Origin of the sequence: Providencia sp. PROV114, assembly GCF_032704305.1 — a bacterium.
Classification (GTDB): domain Bacteria; phylum Pseudomonadota; class Gammaproteobacteria; order Enterobacterales; family Enterobacteriaceae; genus Providencia; species Providencia rettgeri.
On sequence record NZ_CP120529.1, the window covers coordinates 1 to 19,016 of the forward strand.

The window sequence follows — 19,016 nt, forward strand, 5'->3', positions numbered from 1 at the left end:
ATGTCTAATGGGATCTCAATTCCTGCAATCCCTTGTTCCGTCGGTAAAATTCATCGGCATTATGCGCCAAAATTTTTAGGGCAATTACCGAAATTAGTGCCTGTGCGTCGCTTTGCAGCCGCATTAAAGCGTCACGATTGGAACCGCAACCCCCATATTTACCAACTGCGATATAGCCGAAAGCAGCGGATATCGGTGCGTTCAGAGCGTCGAGAAACCTTTGATGCATTAGCGATGGCCATGATCGCCTATGCGGATTACAACCCTGAAAGTGATGCGTTGTTCGAAGTAATGTGCTCCGTGGAGAAGTTGGCGGAGTTATGTGGACAGCTGTATCGCTATGACAGTGGTCGTAAAAGTTACGACCCGATACTGCATGCCTTGCGCGACTGGGAACAAGCCAACCTGATTGTCATTGACCGCGATTTTGATGTCGAGGCGAAGCAATACAAAGCGATGCGTATTTGGATACGCCCTGAATTTTTCCATGGACTCGGATTTTCCGCATTAGAGCTGCGGGAAGTGGTCGCCAGCTTTAGCCGTTGGATGGAAAAAAAGGGATTAAAAGAGAGCTACCAAAAACGCTACGCCCAACATGTCTTGCGACTTGCGCGTGCGAATGTGGCGTCACTGGACACTAAGCACAAACTTCGCAACCTGCTCAACAAGCTCAAAACCCTTGTGGTTGGGAAAGATGAAGCCCTGAAACAAGAGAAAAAACATTTAGCCAAAGCGCTGAAGGAAAAGAAAGCCTTAGCCCAAAGTACGCGTGCGCCTGAAAGTCAAGAGCATGCCGCCTGGCGTCGCTTTGAAGCCTGGAAGGTGACGCAGCCTATTGCGGCCGTCATGGCCTTTGAGCGGAAAATGAAAGCCTTGTATCCGAGTGTTCAAGGGCAGGCCATTTACCTGCATTATCTGGAACACCTACCCGACGCCTAATTCCCCCCCCCTAAATTTACCGCCTTGACTGGCGGTGGTTTCGTTCGCCCCAAATCTGGATAGCCTGTTTTTTGAACAGGAAATTCGTTGTTCTAATCTCTCCATTCATCTCAACGATGACACCTCGACTATTTTCGTTGGATATTTACCCCATTAACTTCGAATGGGTTTATTCTCTGCAATTAACTTCGAATCAGTTTGGGGTTTTAAAGTTAAATTCGTTTTTAGGTTCTGAACTAAACGTCCTTTTTAATAAAAGGAGTTGCGGCTCTGCTTTTTCAAGCCGCACACTCTAAAGAGATAAACCCAATAAAGCCTTCGCTTACAAGCCATAAATGGCTGTCGCTCAGATTACGGTGTCAATATCGTGCCATTGCCCCCGTAAAGCTGGCCTTTGGCCACCTTAACGCGCAGCTACAGCCGTTCATCGAGGCTACGCCTCTTGCCCGTCTCACTGCGTTTTTCAAAGGGTCAAATACGCAAAATGACGGTGTTAGTTTCAATCGGCTCAACCAGGACAGGGGGTAGATTGGGGGATTAAACAGCACGTAACCGCTCACGCGGGTCTCGACGGCCCTAACCACTATTCGTTCTTTGTGACTATTTCTGCCGTCTACAGCCCTACGGGCGGGTGATTTCGGTTAAATTTCATGATAATCTGCGATTAATGCATTGATGATAAACACGATTTTGGTGTGAGGTTGGAATGGAACGCAAAACACTGACGTTAAAACGTCCGGCGATAGAAAAAGACTCGGAAAGTACTGAACCGGTTATTCAACGTCGCCGTAAACAGGTGGTGGTTAACACACAGCGTAAACCCCATAAACCCGCCAAAACAGCGCCAACTCAATCGACTAAAAAAGTAACCCCTGCGAAAAAACAGAAAGCGGTTGTCATCCCGTTAGAAAAGAAAGTCATTCCTCCAACGCCACCAAAACAACATCTGCCGTTAGAGGAGGCGATTGCCAATATTTCAGCCTATTGGCCACAACTCTTTCCCGATGGACAACTTCGACCCATGGCAGTGGGGACACGAGAGGCCTTATTTGCGGACAAAAAAGTCCGTGAACTGCCTATTTCATATAAAAAATTGAAACGCAGCCTGGCGGCCATTAGTCACAGTGTCAAATACCGCACGACGATTATGCCTGGTGCAGTACGTTATGATAAAGACGGCCAACCTAACGGGGCTGTCACGGAATCGGATGTGGCCGATACGTTAAAACGCATACAAAGACTCGCTAAACAACAATCACGACACACATGACAAAAGTAATAAATCCCCCGATTTCTGTTGAAGAAAAAAATCATTGGTTAGGTAAATTAGCCTTTTCCGCTTTAGTCGCGCTCAAGCTGGCGCAGTGGGATGGAAAAGCTGCCCGAAACGCCCAGTCCGAAAATCTTTTTCTGCTTCGCTGGCTACAAACGGCCCTGAAACAAAAACGGTTTCATCGTTGTGTCGTTCATGATTTTGAATGGCTCATTCACCTTGGCCAACAATGGCTAATGACCTCAAAATTAAAATCACGGTTAGAATATCTGTGGCGTTCGTGTTGTTGTGATATTACCAGGCAAAGTGATTTGTTTCGTTTAACCTACGCGACCGAGCTGCTTAAAGATTTGGGCTGGGACAGTGTGGTACTCAGTGAAGACCGCTGGCAAAAACTGATTGCGAAAAAGCCGATAGTCACTGCAATTCCCACCTTCTATGTTACTGCCTCTGCTTTAACCACTGGATTCAGTGATGAAGGAAAACAGATAGACTCGGTGGCGTTTTGGGTGCTGGGTGATAAAAAACAATTTAGCGAAGTCTTCAAACAACACCATCTTTGCGGTCAGTTCGATGAAAATTTGCCACACTATACGTTGTTGTTCTTACTGTAGGGTATGGATTTGCAGAGTTTTTCTCAAAAATACACTTAACGCACAGTTTGTGTATAGTTAGGCTTTAGTCCCTATGAGACTCAGTTGTTCGAAATTTAAGCTAAAAAAGGATATACTCCATGAGAAAAATCAACATAAGCTTAAACGACTGTTTTGGTGAAAAAATCAAAATGATTAGAGAGCGAGAAAAAAATTTTTCTCCAGATATTAATTGGTTTTCTAAAATGGATATTGAACGTTTAGATACATATATGACAAAATTTCAATTCAATTCATTTGAAGAAATTCCTCAAGATATGTCTAATTTTTCATACCCACCTTTTGAGGAAATTAATTTCGAATTACCATCGCTACTCAAGCCTGAACATATAGCTAAACTTCCTCTTCAACATCAGAAAAAACCAATAATAATAGAAGTAGACGGGCTTCTTTTTTTAAAAAACCTTGGGAAAGGTGCTTTTTGTATAGACCCTCGCCGTTGGCACAGAATTAAAACTTACATAGCCCAAGGGAATGTAACTTATCCTGAAGGGTTAAATGATGAGTTTGGTGTTTTTGATGGCCGTCACAGAACTCTTCTATTGATGCAATTATATAAGCGCAGATTTGTGCCTGTTGTCGTAGATGAAAAACAGTCTAAAGAATTTATAGCGGCTGCAAAACGATTGAAAGCGCTAAAATTCTAAATTTTGATAGATATGATGTTAGGATTTCCGAGTTTTTAGTTCCACTAATTGGGGCCCGCTTGGAAAACAGAAAATATCCTACGTTAAGGTTATGTTATATACAAATTGATATCAACTCTAGTTCCAACAAGTTTAAAAACTACAGTGGTAAAGAAAAATGCGTTCCCATTTTTAAGAGGCTAAAAGATGTCAGTAATAAGAGCAATAACAATACAGAATTTTAGAAGCATAAAAGAGTTTAAGTGGCATCCAAAACCTGGGCTTAACTGTATAATTGGCCCAGGTGACACGGGAAAATCCACAATTCTAGATGCTATAGACTTAGCGCTCGGAGCGAGACGAAGTTATAATTTTACTGATGCTGATTTTCATGGTCTAAATACTCAAGAGCCTATCGTGATAACAGTCACTATCGGTTGCCTAGATGGTGAGCTCATGAATATTGATAAATACGGCTTTTTTCTTCGTGGTTTTAACCACACATCACTTGAAATACACGATGAACCACAACCGGGTGATGAAACAGTTCTTACCATTAAACTAATAGTTGATCAGGATTTATACCCAGACTGGCGCTTGTACTCAGAAAGAGCAGAAAGTGAAGGTTTAGAGAAGCGTCTGCAATGGAAGCATAAAGAGTTACTAAGCCCAGCTAGACTTGGAACTACTACATATCAACACCTCGCTTGGGGTAACAGCTCTATCCTCAATAAACTCTCAGAAGATACCCTCGATGTTTCAGCAACACTTGCAGAATTAGGAAGACAAACTAGACAACACTTCGCAGATCAGCAAGTTGATGGTGTTAATGATGTTCTATTAAAAGTACAAAAAATCGCAAATGGATTGGGAGTACCAGTCGGTAAACTTAAAGCGCTATTAGATGTCAATGGAGTATCCCTTTCAAACGGCGCTATAAGCCTTCACAATGATGACAATACCCCTTTACGTCAACTAGGCACTGGCTCATCTAGATTGCTTATTAGTGGGTTACAAAAGGCTGCAAGCAAATCAAACATTATTTTAGTTGATGAAGCAGAATATGGGCTAGAACCATATAGAATAACTCGTTTGCTAAATGAGTTAGGTTCCAAAGATACACAGCCAACTCAGCAGGTGTTCATTACTACACATTCACCATATGTTCTCCGAGAGCTACAGGCTCAACAATTAAATGTATTAAGAAAAGTATCTTTAGCTACTCAAGTTTTTGGTAATACCCAAGAATCTCATAAACTTCATAGCCTTGAAGGAAACGATGAGCAACAATCGACTTTGCGTGCTTGCGCTGAATCATTCTTCAGTAAAGCTGTAATCGTTTGTGAAGGTAAAACAGAAATTGGATATGTTCGAGGAATTGATCTTCACAATCAAAGCACGAATTACCGTAGTATTAACGCATGTGGTGTCCATTGTGCCGATGGCGGTGGAGATAGCATGTTCGTAAGAGCGGAAATTTTTGCTCAATTAGGTTATCCCACCGCCATATTTAAAGACTCAGACAAAGCTCAGGAACATGTAGGACCTTCTCAACTGGCTGCGAGTAAAGGCATCGCTATCTATGAGTGGGGTAATAATTCTGCAACTGAAGATGTGCTTTTTATGGCTTGTCCGGCTCAGGTGATTCCTCAATTACTGGCTATTGCAATTCAGCGAAAAGGCCAAGCAGCAATCGAAGACCATATTATTGCTCACTCACAAAACCAAATAACGCTTGATGTTTGTCTAAATCACTTTCAAGAGAGTTATCGAGCGATTTTAGCCAAAGCTGCAAAAAAAAAGTCATGGTTCAAAGATATCGAACCAGCAGAAACGTTTGCACGGAATGTGATTGCTCCCAATTATGCTCAATTTTCAGAAGCTCTCACAACTACGACTAACCAACTGTTTCGATGGGCTCTAGAGCAAGGTGATTGATAATGAGCATAGAAGCAATTTTCGATAATGATGTTGGCTCTATAGTGGCTCCGGCAGGGTGCGGTAAAACCCAGTTGATCACTGATACTCTGGTGATAAAACCAAACAAGCCATATCTTGTCTTAACTCATACGACGGCAGGTGTAGCCGCTCTAAAACTAAGGTTGAAAAAATTATCTGTCCCAACAAAGAACTTCTTTGTTACAACAATAGATGGTTGGGCTTTGAAATTAGCAAAAAACTTTCCTGTTTCATGTCCTATACAAACCTCTCCTGAAAATCCAAAGGCATTCTATCCAGAGTTAAGAAGAAGTGTTCTTGCGTTACTCCAAAATGGGAACGTAAACGACATTCTAAGAGCATCATATTCACGACTACTTGTTGATGAGTACCAAGACTGTAACTTGGTGCAACATCAGGTAGTAACAGAGCTATCGTCATTAATTCCGACGACAGTTTTCGGCGATCCGATGCAGTGTATATTTAACTTCGCAGGAAGGATGCCTGACTGGAACACAGAGGTTCAAGCAAGGTTTCCTCAAATACATGAATTAACAGTACCATGGAGGTGGAATAATGCTGGTTCCCATGGTCTTGGACAGTGGGTACTCGATTGCCGAAATATATTGATCCAAGGTAATAAAATAGATCTTTCGACATGCCCTGGTTATGTTCACCACAAGCCATTGTCCGGTGTTGCAAGCACTGACTTACAAGCTCAACAAGCTGCTCAATATGATATTTTTAATAGAGCTCAAAATGAATCTTTGCTCGTAATCGGTGATTCAATAAATGCAAGATCTAGGCATAAATATGCTCAAAGTAGTAGGAATATTGATGTCGTTGAGCCAGTGCAACTCGACGATGTAGCTAATGCTGCTCGCTCTTTTGATAGTGCGCAAGGCATAGATTTGGTTGATGCCATTCTTACCTACTCGGGTGAGATGATGACCAATGTGCAAAGGCCACAGACCCTACAAAGATTACGCACTATTCAAGCAGGGAGAAGTCGAATACCTATCACTTCACTGGAGACTGCTCTCCTCAATGTTCTCCAGAATAGCTCTCGCAATAATATTCTGACGGCTTTGCTGCAATTAGAGTCTAAACAAGGAGCTAAAGTTTATCGCAAGGCTGCATTTTCAGCGCTGAAAGACACTATTTCACTTTCAAGCTCTATGCCTGACCAGACCATATTGGACGCCGCTTCATCAATTCGTGAGCAACTCAGGCTACATGGCGATCGACGAATATCTCGCCGCGCAATTGGATCGACACTGCTACTGAAAGGGCTAGAGTGTGATCATTCACTAATTCTTAACGCTGATAACATGAATGCACAACATCTATACGTTGCTTTATCAAGAGGGGCAAAATCAACAACTGTTTTTTCTCAAAGCAACCTGATTGGCCCATAACCATTTAATGGGGTGTTTTGACTTAAAGAACGGTTTGTCTGATTGATTCTTAAAACGCTTTTAAAAACATAGCGTTATAATGGTTTGTTAAAATTAAAAACTTAATATTCAACATACTAATCAACTGAATATTAAGCTTATTTTTAATTTCTTTATTTCATAAATTCAATGCTATTAATTTCATCCTCTGTTAAAGGTAGAAATTCTTCCATGCTGTCGGCTACACTGTGTGCATAAGCACTAATATCCTCTTCATCGACTTCACCTAAGCTATTCCTCATGCTCTCTGCAAACTCTTCGATATTATTGATAATATTAGCATGCAAGCTCGGATCTGCTTTAATAGCGGGGTTCAGTGATGAGGGGAAACAGGTTAACTCAGTAGAGTTTTGGGTGCTTGGGGAGAGAAAACAATTTAGTGAAGTAATCAAACAGCACCATCTTTGTGGTCAGTTCGATGAAAATTTGCCACACTATACGTTGTTGCTATCACGTTAGGATGTATCATATCTACAGCGTCATACACTTTAGGTAATAAACGCTCACGTTTGCGATTGGCTAAAAAATCGTAATAGCGGATCATCTTAAAATGCCGTGGTGGGTATAGAATGGGATTCCTGCGTAGAACCCATTCTGATTTATTTATAGCATAGAATAATGTAGAATTTATTGTGTTGTATTCGAAGGTTTTTTACATCCTAGTTCTATAAGTGCATCAGTAATAAATGGAAATGCTGGTTGTTGCCATGGATTAATATAATTTGGTTTTAGGCTTGTTACTTCAAATTTTGTTTTATTTTTATTGTCATAAACCCATCTCTTTGTCGTATTTATTTCTTCATACTTATCAATCTGATATTTGATGTTATCAAGAATATCTTTTAATGAGATGGATGGACAGTTCCCTGTTCCTTTTGTTACGTACTGCTGCGCCGCTTCCAAAAATCCCAAACAGTGAGAGTATTCGTTGCTTGAACCTTTTTGGGCTCCATTATTACAAATTTTGACCAAATCTTGAATTGATGGTGCTGCATAATAGGTGGCTTTTGGTGTATCTATGTACTTGCTGATGTCACCGAATAGTTGAGAGTCAATAATTGATGTGTTTTTACTTAATACTATTGAAGGAAAAAAAAACATCGAAAATAAAATATAACTAATTGATATGTTAGGTTTAAGCATAATTTTATTTATCCCAATAAGTGAGATGGTGTTAGAAAAACTCTTTCTTAACTGAAGGTATACAATGTTAATCTAAAAATGCACAGTATAACATGGAGTTGGATTTTTACCGTACATGGCTAGGAATCTATGGTCACTCCTTTTTTGCAACACAGATTTTGAAGATATTGTTGGCTTGCATGAATCTATACGGCGTCTGAATCCGCACCTAATGAACCTTGTAAAATTGAGCTGCATTGGCTCCTGAGGGCCAATGGAACGAAAACGTACGCTAATTAGTGTACGTTTTCCGAATGGTTGGCAGTTATCGCAGCTACCCTGTCACTGCCCCCTGAATTGTTTGTCACTTAGACATTAATGAGTGTCAATTTTGTTTAATCCCATGCCCGTTTGGTGAATAGGGTTAACATTTTTCGTGATTTGACTGACATGATGACCTGGACGAAAAGGAATGTGATTTTTTATTTATAGTCAATGTGTCCACTAATTCATTGAAATCGTGCGATTAAATACATCTAGATAGAGTGTGAAAATGCAAATTAGACTTCACTCGAACATTGAGAGTCGAAAAACGGACAGAAAATCGATTCTGCGTTATGAGGGGTTTGAAGCCTAACCGTACGAGATCGTACGCTAAGTTTATTTTTTTAGCGGGTTTGGCGAGTAAAGAAAACGAGGGTTTTGTTTACTCTTTTCATTGATGGCAGTATCCATCAGTTTCAGACACTTCCGACGTTAATAAACTCGGTAATCAAAGTAAATCTATTCGACAACATAACGGCTTTATAGACTTAAAATCATATAGTTACTTCCTTAACGTACGTTTCCGCACGGTTAGGCTTCAAACCCCGATTAAGGTCCCATCAATGAGAAATATGCATAAAAAAAACATCAAATTAATGGTGTCGGATTTTTCGGCGGTTCCGGCGTGGAACCCCAATCACTAACCGTATGACAAAGACACCCAATCCCTCAATTACCTTTGAAGAAAAAAATCGTTGGCTGGGTAAATTTACGTTTGCGGCTTTAGTAGCGCTCAAGATGGCGCAATGGGATGGAAAAGCTGCCTGAAACGCCCAGCCTGAAAATCTTTTTCTTCTTCCTTAGTTTTGTTATCTTAGCGTATTCTTACCTTACTTAACTTTTTCATGAGGTTTGTATGCGCTATCTTCTAATTTTTCAGATTTATGATCGTAGTTGTGATATTTACCATGAAGAAATTTTTGAAAGTTTTGAGCCTTTTATGTCATTGCATGTCGGTGATCATGTCAACCCTAATAGCCTTCCCAAATTAGCTTCATTGGCTGAGACGATTATTCATCCTTTAGGCGGTAAATTTAAGCTCCAAGTTTCTGAGATTGAACATATGTTCCATTCTACTAATGATCTCGACAAAGGTGGTTTTGTAGAACATTCTGTTGGAGGGCATACGACTCTAATTACGTTGCAAAAATCGACAGAGGAGTGAAGCACTAAGCAGGGTAAATAAGTAGGGGTTCGCTTGGGAAACGGAAATTATCCTACGTTAAGCTGGTGATGGACAGCACATCAAAGGTACAGATGAACTACTTCTGTCAGCAATATTCAGGATATTTTTGGTTTGCGAAATGGATGGAGCGACTGGCTCAGGGGATTGCTGATGGTGTTATCGAGGTTCCGAAAGACCGCTAAAATAGTAGACCGGAAATTCCGGCGCGGCGTAGAACCCCATAACCATAGTCGAACTACAGTAACTTCCTATACACGAGTGCTTCATGCCCCGTTAAGTAGATTAATATTGGCTAAAAATATCTTGGTGAGAACCCGTTCTCGCTAACTTTAATTCTTGACCAGTAATTTTATAAATTAGTAGCCAATCGCCTTCAATATGAGCATCTCTATATCCTCGCCAATTACCTGTTAAAGGGTGGTCTACATAGTCCGCAGGGATCTGTTCTTCCTTTATTAGTAACTCAATTAATACTTTTAGCTTGTTTAAATCCTTCCCTCTTTTTTTTTGTCGCTTAACATCCGCCTTAAAAGCACTAGAACGAATAGGAGTTAGCATCAGATCCCCAAATCATCGAAAAGTGCATTGGTTGAAGAAAATGCTTTTCCATTCCCTTTTTCTAATTCTTCAATTGCCTCTTTAGTCACAACATTTGGTGTTTTGATATCAAATGGTAGTTTTCCTTCATCGGCAACACGAATCATAACCATACGGATAAGATCAGATGTATTTAAGCCCATCTTTGCAAGTGCAGATACAGCTCGTTCTTTGACATCTTGAGAAATTCTAGCTTTAACAGTCGTATCAGAAATCATATTATTATCCTCATGTGTTATCACTCTTTTATTGTGTGCCTGATGTGCCCACAAATCAAGCTTTTTTGAAGTTTATGTTTACTATGGGCTCTTTTAGGGGGGCTAGCCCACTTCATCGAAAAGCCCAAATTTTGCTCGTAACACATTGATATCATAACTATGGATAAGTCATTTATTTCGCTGCTTTCATCGATTTTGATACCTTTGAAATCGTATGTCTTGAACAACCTATCAGGTTTTCTATCTGACTATAGCTTTTCCCTTCCATCAGCAAGCCTTTAATATTTTGGTGTAATATTTTATTGATCGGGCGACCTTTATATTTTCCTTCTTGTTTGGCTTTTTGCACTCCTTGGGCTTGGCGACGGCGTCTATCCTCATAATCCTTTCTCGCAATTGCAGCCAGCATGTCTAACATCATACCGTTAAGAGCCGCGAGCATTCGTTCTGTAAACGCATCAGTGCTACTCATAAATTGATAACTGGTTGGAAGATCTAAAGACACAATCTTTAGCCCTTTATGTCCAATGAGATATTTTAATTTTTCCCAGTCATCCGTATTCAAGCGGCTAATTCTATCCACTTGTTCAACTAAGATAATATCACCTGCCATGGCCACATTGAGCAAGCGGAAGAGTTCTGGTCGGTGAAGTTGAGCACCCGACTCATTCTCCTCAAACCAGCAGGCAATTTGCAGCCCCATTCCTTCCACAAACCTAAGTAGTTCTTTTTTTGCTCTAGACGCATCTTGCTCATGCGTTGATGCGCGAAGATACCCATAAATTCGTGTATTTGTATTCATTGGTGCACTATACATTGGTGTTGTTATGTCAGTGCATTATACATCGGTTTTTCATACTTACTACACTAGAGTTTACTTAGTGAAGTTAAGGTAGACTTAAATTGCACTTCTGTATCGATTACGCGCGCATCCATTATATGATGTTGTTTATTTTTAGAGGATAGAACATAACCACAATGAAAGAGATTAAATCAGGCCGTATTCAAATTTTGACTGAACAGGAAATTCATGAGCTCTATTCTCGTCCAATATTTAATCAAATTGAGCGTGAAGAATATTTTTCATTAGATCCGAGTATCAAAAAAATCCTCGCTAAAATGGGAAAAATTGAAACGAAAATATATTTAATTCTTCTGATTGGTTATTTTCGCGCGAAGCCTGTTGTCGCTCAATTTAAACTACGAGAGGTTAAACACGATGTTGACTATATTTATGCGACACATTTTCCAAATAGAAAACCGAAATATCCCTTTATTGCTAAAAGCACTCGAGCAACATTGATTGCTAAAATGCATGAAATACTGGGTTTTTCGCGGTTATTAAAACGAGATAAACAAGCCTTGATAGAGCGTTTGAGTGATGTTGCAACAATCTGTACATATCCAAAATATATTTTTGATGAATGCCTTGCTTTTTTAGGACAAAACAGAATTGGATTAGTGGGTTATTCCACTTTGCAAAATATGATCACCACAGTTTTAGCTAATGAGAGGCATCGTACGGAGTTGATCCTGTCAAATAGCGTGCCACCAATAATACATAAAAAATTAAAGAAGATACTGCATACAAAAGGGGTCTTAAATAGTCTATCTGGCCAACAAGGCGCAGCTAAAAACTTTACACCTACAGAGCTCGCAAGTGAAATTGAAACGCATAACACCATAAAAAGTGTGTATCCCGACGTAAAACGTCTTGTTGGTGAATTGGGATTATCATTAGGTAATTTAAGCTATTATGCATCGATTATTCAACATCAATCGATTTATAAAATTCGTCGATTTCCCGAATGGCAAGGCATGTTATATCTGGTTTGTTATCTATTTTTTCGCTATCAAGAAACTAATGATAAATTGGTAACGGCTTTTTTGTATGTGACGAGAAAGCAAAGGGAAGCTGCGAGTGCTTCAGCTAAGTTACGCATTGCAGAAGAACTGGAAATTATTCGTGAAAAGTTAATGCATGCGGGTAATATTTTACACCTATTTGTTGATGAAACCGTCAGTGACAATACGCAATTTGGTGATATTCGCCAAAATGCATTTACAATGATCTCTAAAGATGAAATTCAGTTAATAAGTCAACATCTTAATAAGAATAGTTTTGATAAAACCCATTATGAGTGGCTATACATTGATACACAATACAGAAAAATTGCGAATACGATGAGATCACTTTTTCTCGCTATTGATATCGAATGCGAACCAGAATTACAACTGCTGTCTTCCCAATTATTAACAGCAAAATTAGAACTTCAAAAAGATAAGCACATTTCTACCGCCGATCAGCGATTACTATTAAAAAACGATAAACCTTTTATCTTGATAGATGAACAGGTTAATACTCAACGATTTGAATACTATTTATACCAAAAAGTGGCTAGGATGATTGAGAGTAATCATATTTACATCAATGAAAGCGCAAATAACAAGCGTTTAGACGATGATTTGATTTCAGCCTCCGAGTGGAAAAAAAGCCATGTTATCATTCAAAAAACAGGATTAACTCGGCTCAATACGGCAATAGAACAAACGCTTTCGGAATTAAAGCAAAAATTGAGCGATCAAATGGAGCGTATTGGTCGTAATATCCATGATGGAGCCAATGATTTCGTGACACTTCAACCACGTTCAAATCAGTTAACATGGAAACTGGCGAATAAACGCTGGAAAGATGATATTGATAATCCCATATATAACCAGCTCCAACATATGGGGATCATTGAAATTATGGACTATGTTCATCAAAAAACGGGTTACTTAGATGCATTCAAAAATATCGCATCAAAAAAGAAAAACACTAAGGCCAAAGAGGGTGATTTACTCGCTTGCATATTTGGAAATGGCTCAAACTATGGTGTTCATCATATGTCATCAATATCAGATAGAGCCATCGGTGTGCTTAGAGCCGTCAATGATGGGTATATTAGACCTGAAACAACGAGTGAAGCTAATGATATGATATCTGATGCTTTAGCAAAACTCCCCATTTTCAACTATTATACGATTAACGAAAGTGCCCCATTTGGTAGCATTGATGGCCAAAAACATGGTTGCCGAATCAATACATTTAAAGCCCGTTTTTCTGCCAAATACTTCCGAAAAGGGAAAGGTGTATCGGCACTCACATTAGTTTCAAATCATATACCAATAAACACGAAAGTGATTTCAGCCAATGAATATGAGGCCCACCACGCATTCGATTTACTCTATAATAATACCAGTCATATTCAGCCCAAAACATTAGCAACAGACACGCATGGCGTTAACAACGTAAACTTTGCTATCCTTGATCTCTTTGGATATCAGTTTGCCCCGCGATACGCAAAATTTAAACACGTTTTTAATGAATTGTTTGAGATCGAGTATGATGAAATCCTTTCCCTGAAACTTAAAAAATCGCTCAACTTATCACTCATTCAAGAAGAGTGGGAAAATATTCAATGGATAATTTGTTCATTAAGCCGTAAAACGACGACACAAAGCACGGTGATTACTAAGCTTTCTAACAGTAAGAAAAACAATCGCACCTTAGCGGCTCTTCGTGAATATGACCGAATAATTAAGTGTTTATACGTTCTCGATTATGTTGATGACAAAATGCTCAGGCAGTTTGTCCAACAAGCACTTAATCGGGGTGAGGCTTACCATCAATTACGGCGTGCAATTGCGTCAATTAATGGTAATCAATTCAGAGGTGGCGATGATTACCAGATAGAACAATGGAATGATTGTGCTCGTATCATTGCTAACTGCATTATTTATTATAATTCTGCATTATTATCCAGTTTGATTGAAAAATTTGCGCGTGAAAATAATCAAGAAGCGGTGAATATGATAGCTGAGTTATCACCTGTCGCATGGCAGCATATACAGCTGGCCGGTAATTACACCTTTGGCCTTAAAAAAGATAATATTGTACTGGAAAGATTACTGGAGAATTTAGATCCTCTTATTTCAGAAGAGTCGTTAAGCTTAGCGGCATAGTCTATTAATATTATTAAACTATATATCGGCTGTAGTCCTTGATATCAAAGGGCTACAAGCAAACTTTGGACTTTTCGATGAAATGGGCACACAACCCCATATAGGAATTAAACCTGAATATTTGGCTATGTTATACCGAACCACTGGTGATTTAGATGGATTGAAACTCCCAAAAAGAAATCGTCATGGAAAAGTAAAAATGAGTGAAGTTTTATTGTTTAAAAAGGAGTTTGAAAATAAAAATGAAGGAGGGTAAATCTCTAGTATTGCTTTATTTTAAATTTTTGGAACGTAAAAAAGTGTGGGGTATTTACACGATGTAAATACCCCATTTATAACACAGTCATCTCGTAGAATATTTATGCCGCACTTCGGTACTCAAATGGCGTCATGTCATTGAGTGAATCGTGCGGCCGTTCGTTGTTGTATAGCTCAATCCAGTCTTCGGTTATTTGCTTCACTTCGTTCAGGTTGTTGAAAATGTAGCAATTGAGTACATCATCGCGATAAGTTCGGTTAAATCGTTCAATGTATGCGTTTTGATATGGGCAACCGGGTTTAATGTAATCAATCATAATGTCATGTGCTTTTGCCCAATTTACAAACACTTCCGAGGTGAATTCGCTGCCATTATCAACCCGAATTTTCTCAGGGTAACCGTGCCACTCAGCAAGTTGGTCAAGATAGCGTATGACACGCAATGACGGCATGCTGGTCGCAATATCAATACCTAAAACTTCGCGATTAAAGTCATCAATAACGTTAAATGTGCGGAACCTGACTTTGTTGTGCAAGCTGTCACTCATAAAGTCCATTGACCAAGATTTTCCCAATGCATTCGGTGCAGCTAACGGCTCTGGGTTACGGTTGGGCAGTCGCTTTTTGCCTTTGCGTCGTAGGTTCAGTTTTAGCTCCTTATAAACGCGATAAACACGTTTGTGGTTCCAACTGTGGCCTAGCTTTCGAAGGCGTTTAAAGCACTTCGGGAACCCCCACCGATAATGCTTGTCGATTAAAGCATTCAAGGCATCAATGATTTCGTCATCATCGGTCAGCTTTGGCTCGTAATAGTAAGCGGTACGACTGATACCAACCACATGACAGCACTTCACTACGCTTGCGTTATACTGCACCTGTAACTCGTGTGCCCAGACTTTCCGTTCTGCCACAGGCGCTAGAGCTTTTTTATGATGTCTTCTTGCATCTGTGACTTGAGACTCAACTCAGCATACATCTGCTTACGTCGACGGTTCTCTTCTTCAAGCTCTTTCAAGCGGCGCACATCAGACGCTTCCATACCGCCGTATTTTTCGCGCCATTTATAAAACGTTGAATTACTGATGCCGTACTTACGACAAATATCTTTCACCGGCATACCCGCTTCGGCTTCTTTTAAAATCGCCACAATCTGGCTTTCAGTCATGCGTTTGCTCATCGTAAAACTCCTTTGGCGCGTGAATCACCTTGTGTCTGAAGTCGTGCGTATTGGACAAGTGGCCAACGAACATACCTCGACGTCAAAAAGCGGACAAGCGTCGTCATTTTGAGTATCCTAGCCACTTAAGATGTGACGTGTGAAAGGCGGATTGATGAAACCCAAACAGACCCCGACAGCCCATGATGCCGCTTTCAAAGGCTTTATGACGCAAGTTGACAGTGCTAAGGACTTTTTTGAGATACATTTGCCGGAGCACATCAAAGCGCTGTGTGATTTTAGTACCTTGTCACTGACCAATTCTTCGTTTATTGATAAGCAATTACGCTCCCGCTTATCGGATGTGCTTTACTCGGTACAAACCACTGAAGGTGAAGGGTATATCTACCTGTTGGTCGAGCATCAATCGACGCCGGATAAGCTGATGGCGTGGCGATTGATGCATTATGCGTTTTTAGCCATGAATCAACACCTTCAGCAAGGGAATAAAACGCTGCCGTTGGTGGTTCCGGTGCTGTTTTATCACGGTGGCCGCTCACCCTATCCGTATTCCCAGTTGTGGACCGATTGTTTTCCGTTACCCGATATCGCCAATACGTTGTATACCCAACCGTTCCCGTTGGTCGATGTGACGGTGATTGATGATAATGAGCTGGTGAATCATCGCAAAGTGGCCGTGATGGAGCTGGCGATGAAGCACAAATATTTGCGGGATGAATTTGACCGAGTTATCCCGTTATTGGCACAAGCATTGAATCAACAGTATAATAGTGATAACGACATCATCACTATCCTCAATTACCTGTTCATTGCGCTGGATTCGCCGAACTTTGAACATATTGTCCAGCAATTGAGTGAACAGGCAGATAAGCATCAGGAGGTCATTGTGAACATTGCACAACGCTTACAAGATAAAGGCGAAAAAATCGGCTGGGAAAAAGGCCGTGAAGAAGGCCGTGAAGAAGGGATGCGTGAAGCGCAGATTATGATGGCGCGTAATCTCTTGAAAAATGGTGTCAGCCTTGAACTGATTATTGAAAGTACCGGTTTAAGCCGTGAAGATCTGATTTCCTTGCAGTGATATTTTTCTGTTCGCAGTATCTTATGTGCTGCGAACCCCCTCACCAATAACAGAAAATGAAATAAATTGTCTTTATGATTTCTGTTTGTCATTTAACTGAATACGGCACACTTGAGAACGACTATAGCCAGTCGCTTCCGCGGTTTCTCGAATACTGAGTCCTTTGATTTTTCGATAATAAATTACCTTATCATGGCGTTCTCTATCGGGTTGCTTCCCTTTGTATTTACCTAATGATTGTGCACGTTCAATACCTTGTTTTTGGCGTTCCCGGCGGCTAATCCAATCTTTGTGGGACATGGCGGCCATTAGATCAATTAACATGGTGTTAATGGCCGAAAGGACGGCTTGAGTGATAGGATCATTCTGTGTCAGATCTTGATTATTTAGAGCTTGCCAAGATGTCGGAATATCTAAACTCACAATGCGTAACTCATGGTGCTCAATTTGTTTTTTCAGTTTTAACCAATCTGCGTTATTTAATCGGGTCAGTCGGTCAATTTGTTCAACGAGCAAAATATCACCCTGTTGACTGTCACTGAGTAAACGAGAGAGTTCGGGGCGTTCTAATTTTGTTCCGCTGATGTGTTCGCGATAATAATTCGCAATTCGTCCACCTCGTTCTTCAACAAAATCATTGAGCATCTTTTTTGCTCTATCTGCATATTGATCTTCAGAGGAGGCTCGAAGGTAAGCACGGATGAACATTTTTTCACCTATCTATCGCATTTAAGTTATCCCATAAAAAGTATCGCATATAGGTTATTGCATTGATAGTGATTTGATGCATTTTAGGTTATCGCTCTGGGGTATACCCTAAAGCTATAGATTGAATTGACTTGATTTTATAAAATGGGTCAACTAAAATTTTTGTGTTAATAATTAACACAAAGGTAATTTTATGGCTCGTACAACAAGTGTAACAATCGGAGCTCAACTGGATGAGTTTGTTAATCAACTCATTTCGTCTGGAAGATATGGCTCAACAAGTGAAGTCGTTCGCTCTGCTCTACGTTTACTTGAGGTCCAAGAAAAACAAACAGCAGCATTGAAGATGTTAATTGATGCCGGTGAGCAAAGTGGTGAGTCGTCGTTAACGCTCCAAGATATCGCTAAGAAAGTGAAGAATGCTCATAATGTATAAACTTTCCAATTTAGCGGCTAAAGACTTTGAAGGGATATTCGAGTATACCCTCGTGAATTTTGGTGTTAGGAAAGCGGATGAATACACCAAAAATTTACACGATGTATTAGAAGTGATTAGCAGCAATCCATTGATAGGAATCGAGTGTACAGAAATTGCAGTTGGGGTTAGGCGTCATAACCACTCTAAGCATGCAATTTTTTACCGATATAGAACCGATGATATTTTTGTTATCCGAATTCTTCATCAACAAATGGAGCCGTTAAAGCACTTTTATTTTGACGAGTTTGAAAAGTAAGTTGACAAATATTTTAATAGAATTATCTTCATGCTGAAGATTAAAGTACCCTTTCTAGTTTTATCAGAAAGATAACCTAAAAAAGGTACTTATATGAATATTTAGCTATTATTTATTAATACAGCATTACATTTTATCATCTTTAGCCATGCTGTCTTTAGCCATGCTGTCTTTAGCCATGCTGTCTTTAGCCATGCTGTCTTTAGCCATGCTGTCTTTAGCCATGCTGTCTTTAGCCATGCTGTCTTTAGCCATGCTGTCTTTAGCCATGCTGTCTTTAGCCATGCTGTCTTTAGCCATGCTGTCTTTAGCCATGCTGTCTTTAGCCATGCTGTCTTTAGCCATGCTGTCTTTAGCCATGCTGTCTTTAGCCATGCCGTCTTTAGCCATGCTGTCCTTAGCCATGCTGTCCTTAGCCATGCTGTCCTTAGCCATGCTGTCCTTAGCCATGCTGTCCTTAGCCATGCTGTCCTTAGCCATGCTGTCTGCATAAGAAGCTGCAGCTGTCATACATAACGCACTAGTTAAGATTACTAATATTAATTTTTTCATAACAAATTTACTCTCTATCAGTTTATTTATATTAATACTACCATTATAACTATGGGTCATTGATTAAAAAATGATTACAAATTTGTCATAAAGCGAGGAGTAAGAAATATGGGCTTGTTGCAAATAATAAATTTGCGCATTTTTAACTCAGCGCTAAGAAAGTGAAGA

20 protein-coding genes and 3 pseudogenes are annotated in these 19,016 nt (G+C 40.0%); 14 read left to right on the forward strand and 9 right to left on the reverse strand.

The genetic code is table 11. The features are described from left to right. The 6 genes from P3L37_RS20990 (at position 1) to P3L37_RS21015 (ending at position 6,847) form a co-directional block, all read left to right on the forward strand. On the forward strand, positions 1–939 hold the full coding sequence (locus P3L37_RS20990; protein ID WP_140172940.1) for a RepA family replication protein: 939 nt from the start codon (positions 1–3) through the stop codon (positions 937–939). A gap of 706 nt (positions 940–1,645) precedes the next feature. Beyond that, positions 1,646–2,209, forward strand: coding sequence for a ProQ/FINO family protein (locus P3L37_RS20995; protein ID WP_257468674.1), 564 nt, complete (start codon positions 1,646–1,648; stop codon positions 2,207–2,209). Next, positions 2,206–2,826: a DUF2913 family protein gene (locus tag P3L37_RS21000; RefSeq protein ID WP_140172935.1), complete on the forward strand. Its 621-nt coding sequence runs from the start codon at positions 2,206–2,208 to the stop codon at positions 2,824–2,826. The genes P3L37_RS20995 and P3L37_RS21000 overlap by 4 nt, the downstream gene beginning before the upstream one ends. 119 nt (positions 2,827–2,945) lie before the next feature. Further along, a complete protein-coding gene (locus P3L37_RS21005; protein ID WP_238789268.1) occupies positions 2,946–3,512 on the forward strand; it encodes a hypothetical protein in 567 nt (188 codons plus the stop codon). Between the two features lie 186 nt (positions 3,513–3,698). Next, positions 3,699–5,429, forward strand: a complete 1,731-nt coding sequence (locus P3L37_RS21010) for an ATP-dependent nuclease (RefSeq protein ID WP_140172934.1) — start codon at positions 3,699–3,701, stop codon at positions 5,427–5,429. 2 nt (positions 5,430–5,431) lie between these two features. Then, entirely contained in the window at positions 5,432–6,847 is a 1,416-nt protein-coding gene (locus P3L37_RS21015; protein WP_094962749.1) for a UvrD-helicase domain-containing protein, read from the forward strand. 152 nt (positions 6,848–6,999) lie between these two features. Here the strand turns inward: P3L37_RS21015 and P3L37_RS21020 are convergent, their stop codons facing one another. The 3 genes from P3L37_RS21020 to P3L37_RS21030 all read right to left on the reverse strand — a co-directional run bounded on the left by P3L37_RS21020 (position 7,000) and on the right by P3L37_RS21030 (position 8,029). Then, positions 7,000–7,278 (reverse strand): hypothetical protein, encoded by a 279-nt coding sequence (locus tag P3L37_RS21020; RefSeq protein WP_180359560.1) that lies wholly within the window; start codon positions 7,276–7,278, stop codon positions 7,000–7,002. Beyond that, positions 7,275–7,430, reverse strand: coding sequence for a hypothetical protein (locus tag P3L37_RS21025; RefSeq protein ID WP_164529214.1), 156 nt, complete (start codon positions 7,428–7,430; stop codon positions 7,275–7,277). The genes P3L37_RS21020 and P3L37_RS21025 overlap by 4 nt, the downstream gene beginning before the upstream one ends. Before the next feature lie 83 nt (positions 7,431–7,513). Further along, complete coding sequence (locus P3L37_RS21030) at positions 7,514–8,029, reverse strand: hypothetical protein (protein WP_125894902.1); 516 nt, start codon at positions 8,027–8,029, stop codon at positions 7,514–7,516. Positions 8,030–9,188: 1,159 nt separating this feature from the next. Between P3L37_RS21030 and P3L37_RS21035 the strand changes: the two genes are divergently transcribed. Both P3L37_RS21035 and P3L37_RS21040 read left to right on the forward strand, forming a co-directional pair. Further along, positions 9,189–9,497 (forward strand): hypothetical protein, encoded by a 309-nt coding sequence (locus tag P3L37_RS21035; protein WP_140172933.1) that lies wholly within the window; start codon positions 9,189–9,191, stop codon positions 9,495–9,497. 59 nt (positions 9,498–9,556) lie between these two features. Then, a pseudogene (locus P3L37_RS21040) lies at positions 9,557–9,700 on the forward strand (arylsulfatase regulator); the annotation flags it as partial. Positions 9,701–9,800: 100 nt separating this feature from the next. Here the strand turns inward: P3L37_RS21040 and P3L37_RS21045 are convergent. The 3 genes from P3L37_RS21045 to P3L37_RS21055 all read right to left on the reverse strand — a co-directional run bounded on the left by P3L37_RS21045 (position 9,801) and on the right by P3L37_RS21055 (position 11,135). Continuing rightward, a complete protein-coding gene (locus P3L37_RS21045) occupies positions 9,801–10,076 on the reverse strand; it encodes a type II toxin-antitoxin system YafQ family toxin (protein ID WP_140172931.1) in 276 nt (91 codons plus the stop codon). Next, a complete protein-coding gene (locus P3L37_RS21050; RefSeq protein WP_140172930.1) occupies positions 10,076–10,333 on the reverse strand; it encodes a type II toxin-antitoxin system RelB/DinJ family antitoxin in 258 nt (85 codons plus the stop codon). The genes P3L37_RS21045 and P3L37_RS21050 overlap by 1 nt, the downstream gene beginning before the upstream one ends. Positions 10,334–10,505: 172 nt before the next feature. Further along, positions 10,506–11,135, reverse strand: a complete 630-nt coding sequence (locus tag P3L37_RS21055) for a recombinase family protein (RefSeq protein WP_180359559.1) — start codon at positions 11,133–11,135, stop codon at positions 10,506–10,508. Between the two features lie 176 nt (positions 11,136–11,311). On the opposite strand from P3L37_RS21055, the gene P3L37_RS21060 reads away from it, so the two are divergent. Then, positions 11,312–14,338, forward strand: a complete 3,027-nt coding sequence (locus tag P3L37_RS21060) for a Tn3 family transposase (protein ID WP_316927676.1) — start codon at positions 11,312–11,314, stop codon at positions 14,336–14,338. 82 nt (positions 14,339–14,420) lie between these two features. Next, complete coding sequence (locus P3L37_RS21065) at positions 14,421–14,594, forward strand: hypothetical protein (RefSeq protein WP_180359558.1); 174 nt, start codon at positions 14,421–14,423, stop codon at positions 14,592–14,594. 103 nt (positions 14,595–14,697) lie between these two features. On the opposite strand, the gene P3L37_RS21070 is transcribed toward P3L37_RS21065, so the two are convergent. Continuing rightward, positions 14,698–15,773, reverse strand: a protein-coding gene (locus P3L37_RS21070; RefSeq protein ID WP_404932935.1) for an IS3 family transposase whose coding sequence is annotated in 2 segments (ribosomal slippage) — positions 14,698–15,524 and positions 15,524–15,773 — 1,077 coding nt in all. Because the reading frame shifts where the segments join, the coding sequence is not laid out codon by codon here. A 154-nt stretch (positions 15,774–15,927) separates the two neighbouring features. Between P3L37_RS21070 and P3L37_RS21075 the strand changes: the two genes are divergently transcribed. After that, positions 15,928–16,854 (forward strand): Rpn family recombination-promoting nuclease/putative transposase, encoded by a 927-nt coding sequence (locus P3L37_RS21075; protein WP_125894908.1) that lies wholly within the window; start codon positions 15,928–15,930, stop codon positions 16,852–16,854. Between the two features lie 72 nt (positions 16,855–16,926). On the opposite strand, the gene P3L37_RS21080 is transcribed toward P3L37_RS21075, so the two are convergent. Next, entirely contained in the window at positions 16,927–17,562 is a 636-nt protein-coding gene (locus P3L37_RS21080) for a recombinase family protein (RefSeq protein ID WP_125894910.1), read from the reverse strand. Positions 17,563–17,755: 193 nt separating this feature from the next. Here P3L37_RS21080 and P3L37_RS21085 point away from each other — a divergent pair, with 193 nt between their 5' ends. The 3 genes and pseudogenes from P3L37_RS21085 to P3L37_RS21450 form a co-directional block, all read left to right on the forward strand. Continuing rightward, positions 17,756–17,998 carry a type II toxin-antitoxin system ParD family antitoxin gene (locus P3L37_RS21085; RefSeq protein WP_071548927.1) on the forward strand — a complete coding sequence of 81 codons (243 nt, stop codon included), beginning with the start codon at positions 17,756–17,758 and terminating at the stop codon, positions 17,996–17,998. Further along, a complete protein-coding gene (locus P3L37_RS21090) occupies positions 17,991–18,296 on the forward strand; it encodes a type II toxin-antitoxin system RelE/ParE family toxin (protein ID WP_140172927.1) in 306 nt (101 codons plus the stop codon). Before P3L37_RS21085 ends, P3L37_RS21090 begins: the two co-directional genes overlap by 8 nt. 114 nt (positions 18,297–18,410) lie before the next feature. Continuing rightward, a pseudogene (locus tag P3L37_RS21450) lies at positions 18,411–18,473 on the forward strand (hypothetical protein); the annotation flags it as partial. Here P3L37_RS21450 and P3L37_RS21095 read toward each other — a convergent pair. Then, positions 18,444–18,908, reverse strand: a pseudogene (locus tag P3L37_RS21095) (pentapeptide MXKDX repeat protein); the annotation flags it as partial. The pseudogenes P3L37_RS21450 and P3L37_RS21095 overlap by 30 nt on opposite strands. Positions 18,909–19,016: the final 108 nt, after the last annotated feature.

What these genes read in the sequence shown, in the direction of transcription:
- P3L37_RS21085 (WP_071548927.1), top strand. Translation starts at nt 17,756, where the DNA reads ATGGCTCGTACAACAAGTGTAACAATCGGAGCTCAACTGGATGAGTTT.
- P3L37_RS21010 (WP_140172934.1), top strand. Translation starts at nt 3,699, where the DNA reads ATGTCAGTAATAAGAGCAATAACAATACAGAATTTTAGAAGCATAAAA.
- P3L37_RS20990 (WP_140172940.1), top strand. Translation starts at nt 1, where the DNA reads ATGTCTAATGGGATCTCAATTCCTGCAATCCCTTGTTCCGTCGGTAAA.
- P3L37_RS21045 (WP_140172931.1), bottom strand. Translation starts at nt 10,076, where the DNA reads ATGCTAACTCCTATTCGTTCTAGTGCTTTTAAGGCGGATGTTAAGCGA.
- P3L37_RS21015 (WP_094962749.1), top strand. Translation starts at nt 5,432, where the DNA reads ATGAGCATAGAAGCAATTTTCGATAATGATGTTGGCTCTATAGTGGCT.
- P3L37_RS21005 (WP_238789268.1), top strand. Translation starts at nt 2,946, where the DNA reads ATGAGAAAAATCAACATAAGCTTAAACGACTGTTTTGGTGAAAAAATC.
- P3L37_RS21035 (WP_140172933.1), top strand. Translation starts at nt 9,189, where the DNA reads ATGCGCTATCTTCTAATTTTTCAGATTTATGATCGTAGTTGTGATATT.
- P3L37_RS21080 (WP_125894910.1), bottom strand. Translation starts at nt 17,562, where the DNA reads ATGTTCATCCGTGCTTACCTTCGAGCCTCCTCTGAAGATCAATATGCA.
- P3L37_RS21065 (WP_180359558.1), top strand. Translation starts at nt 14,421, where the DNA reads ATGGGCACACAACCCCATATAGGAATTAAACCTGAATATTTGGCTATG.
- P3L37_RS21050 (WP_140172930.1), bottom strand. Translation starts at nt 10,333, where the DNA reads ATGATTTCTGATACGACTGTTAAAGCTAGAATTTCTCAAGATGTCAAA.
- P3L37_RS21090 (WP_140172927.1), top strand. Translation starts at nt 17,991, where the DNA reads ATGTATAAACTTTCCAATTTAGCGGCTAAAGACTTTGAAGGGATATTC.
- P3L37_RS21055 (WP_180359559.1), bottom strand. Translation starts at nt 11,135, where the DNA reads ATGAATACAAATACACGAATTTATGGGTATCTTCGCGCATCAACGCAT.
- P3L37_RS20995 (WP_257468674.1), top strand. Translation starts at nt 1,646, where the DNA reads ATGGAACGCAAAACACTGACGTTAAAACGTCCGGCGATAGAAAAAGAC.
- P3L37_RS21075 (WP_125894908.1), top strand. Translation starts at nt 15,928, where the DNA reads ATGAAACCCAAACAGACCCCGACAGCCCATGATGCCGCTTTCAAAGGC.
- P3L37_RS21030 (WP_125894902.1), bottom strand. Translation starts at nt 8,029, where the DNA reads ATGCTTAAACCTAACATATCAATTAGTTATATTTTATTTTCGATGTTT.
- P3L37_RS21060 (WP_316927676.1), top strand. Translation starts at nt 11,312, where the DNA reads ATGAAAGAGATTAAATCAGGCCGTATTCAAATTTTGACTGAACAGGAA.
- P3L37_RS21025 (WP_164529214.1), bottom strand. Translation starts at nt 7,430, where the DNA reads ATGATCCGCTATTACGATTTTTTAGCCAATCGCAAACGTGAGCGTTTA.
- P3L37_RS21000 (WP_140172935.1), top strand. Translation starts at nt 2,206, where the DNA reads ATGACAAAAGTAATAAATCCCCCGATTTCTGTTGAAGAAAAAAATCAT.